The following is a 2,316-nucleotide window of genomic DNA, read 5'->3' on the forward strand; positions in this document are numbered from 1 at the left end:
GTAAGGGCATGGGGCCGCCGGACGCATCCAGCGCCCTGTACCCGGGTGTGATGGTGTTCCTTGAGCCCTCAGTGGCCATACAACGTTTCCGTCTGTCTCCCTATTGCCTCAAATCTAGCGTGGTTTCCCTCCTGCGTCCACGGCAAAGCGCATCGAAGCCCGGCACTACGCGCGTAGACCGTCGCATTAAGTCGCTTCAACCTCAACTGCCTATCATCGTCGTCGACGATGCGCCCAGGACGCTGTCGGTATCAGTTCCGCCACCCACTGCATCACGCCGGCCCCACACAGTGGGCAGCATGGACAGGCGTCGCCGGGACTGTCCGCCGTCGTCTCCATCGCCTTCGACAGTGAAGGATGGGCCAGAGCATCGCGGATCTGGTCCAGCTTCGTCGCCCGACAACAGCCGGCCAGGAAACCGTAGTGCCGTATCCGCATGAACCCCTTAGGCAGGATGTGCCGCAAGAACCGGCGCACGAACTCCTCTCCACTCAACTGCAGGATCCTGTGCTGGTCGGTCCGACTGTCCTTATAGCGCAGGCGTACCCCGGCCGCGTCCACTGCCAGAAGCCGCGCATTGGTGATAGCGATGCGGTGGCTGTAGCGCGCCAGGTACTCGATTACCGCGTCGGTATGGCTCAGGCAGTGACGGGTATAGACCACCCAGTCCTGTTGCATCAGGACTGACAGGATACGGTCGACCTCACCGGTCTCGATCCGCTGCAACTCTCCCGTCCGGGCACAGTGGCGTAGCGCACCGACCATGACGCCACGGAAGTACCGTGACAGGGCGCGCACCGGAAACAGGTAGCTGCCCTTCACCGCCTTCCAGTCCCCATCCGCACCAAGCACACCACCGGGCACCAAACAGTGTAGGTGCAGGTGTTGCCCCAGCCGTCGGTCCCAGGTGTGCAGTACCGCGGTCATACCCAGCTGTCCGCCGAGGCGACGGGGATCCGCAGCGAACGCCTTCAGTGTCATCCAGACACTCTTGAACAGACAGGCGTAGATCACCTCCGGGTGGCACTGCGCCCAGCCGTTGAGTGCATGCGGTAGGGTGAACACCAGGTGATAGTAGGCCACCGGCAGGCCACTCTCGCGTTGGCGTTCGGCCCATTGGCGCGTGGCCCGCCCCTGGCACTGCGGACAGTGGCGGTCACGGCAGCCGTGATACCAGCGCTGCTCGCCGTCACAGCGGTTACAACGCAGCAACCGCCCACCCATCGCCTCGGTGCGGCACGCCTGCAGGTGAAGACAGACCTTGCGCTGTTGTGGCGTCAGATGCCGCGGATCGAGGTAGCGGTTCAGCGCGCTCTGGACCGTCGCTTCACGACTCATGACCGGTGCCGATCCCGGTCAGCAGGTCGGCATGGCCATGCTCCCCCTCAGTCCGGACCGGAGCCCAGTGTACATAGCGCAAGGTGCTCTTCAGATCGCGATGGCCCAGCAGATGCTGCAGTTGATGCACCGGCAAGCCCTGTTCCAGCTGGTGGGTGGCGTAGGCGTGGCGCAGGGCATGGATACCACCGCGCTTGTCGATACCGGCCCGGCGCTTGGCACCATAATAGGCGCGTTGGGCGCTGCACTGGCCAATATGCCGCTCGGGGTGCTGCGGCGTCGGAAACAGCCAGTGTCGGGGACGGTATTGGCACCAGTAGCGTCTGAGTGCCGTCAGCAGGCTCGGTGCCAGCAGAACGTAGCGGTCCCGTGCCCCTTTGCCCTGTTCGACCCGCAACATCTGGCGTTCGCCGTCGATATCGCGGATCTGCACGGCAATCAGCTCGCTGAGCCGTAGGCCGCAGCCGTAACACAGGCTCAGCAACATACGGTGGCGGTCGTTGAGCGTCGCCCGGAGGATGCGGGCCACATCATCGCGGTTGAGCAACTCGGGGATCCGCTGCGGTCGCTTGGGCACCACCAGCTCCACATCGAAATGTTGCCAACCCAGCACCTTCAGGTAGAGGAAGCGCACCGCGTTGAGATACAGCCGACACGTGGCCGGCGACAGCTTGCGCTCCAATGTCAGGTACTTGAAGTAGACCTGCAGCTCCGCCGGCGTCAGTCGGTCGGGTGGACGGTGGTAATACCCGGCCAGCTGAGCGACGGCGCAGAGATAGGTCTCATGGGTACGGGGGGACAAGCCACGCAGGGACATGGCTTCGATCATCTGATGTCGTAACGGGGTCATCGTCTTCACTCCTCTGTTAAGAACCGAAACGGTTCTTAAACAGTGTGGAAGACGATCAACCTGCGGTGGCGGATCGGAGGAGAGCTACCGCGAAGCGGTTTAGTTCAACAGTGTATTAGTCGGCATGC

The 2,316-nt window shown here is 63.0% G+C and carries 2 protein-coding genes; both read right to left on the reverse strand.

Annotation, left to right across the window (positions count from 1 at the left end; all coding sequences use genetic code 11):
* Positions 1 to 213: 213 nt before the first annotated feature.
* Positions 214 to 1,338: an IS91 family transposase gene (locus KQ940_RS22545; protein WP_217416900.1), complete on the reverse strand. Its 1,125-nt coding sequence runs from the start codon at positions 1,336 to 1,338 to the stop codon at positions 214 to 216.
* Positions 1,328 to 2,188: a tyrosine-type recombinase/integrase gene (locus KQ940_RS22550; RefSeq protein WP_217416901.1), complete on the reverse strand. Its 861-nt coding sequence runs from the start codon at positions 2,186 to 2,188 to the stop codon at positions 1,328 to 1,330. The genes KQ940_RS22545 and KQ940_RS22550 overlap by 11 nt, the downstream gene beginning before the upstream one ends.
* Between the last annotated feature and the right edge of the window lie 128 nt (positions 2,189 to 2,316).

Origin of the sequence: Marinobacterium ramblicola, from assembly GCF_019084545.1 — a bacterium.
In the GTDB taxonomy this organism is placed as follows: domain Bacteria; phylum Pseudomonadota; class Gammaproteobacteria; order Pseudomonadales; family Balneatricaceae; genus Marinobacterium_D; species Marinobacterium_D ramblicola.

What these genes read in the sequence shown, in the direction of transcription:
- KQ940_RS22545 (WP_217416900.1), bottom strand. Translation starts at nt 1,338, where the DNA reads ATGAGTCGTGAAGCGACGGTCCAGAGCGCGCTGAACCGCTACCTCGAT.
- KQ940_RS22550 (WP_217416901.1), bottom strand. Translation starts at nt 2,188, where the DNA reads ATGACCCCGTTACGACATCAGATGATCGAAGCCATGTCCCTGCGTGGC.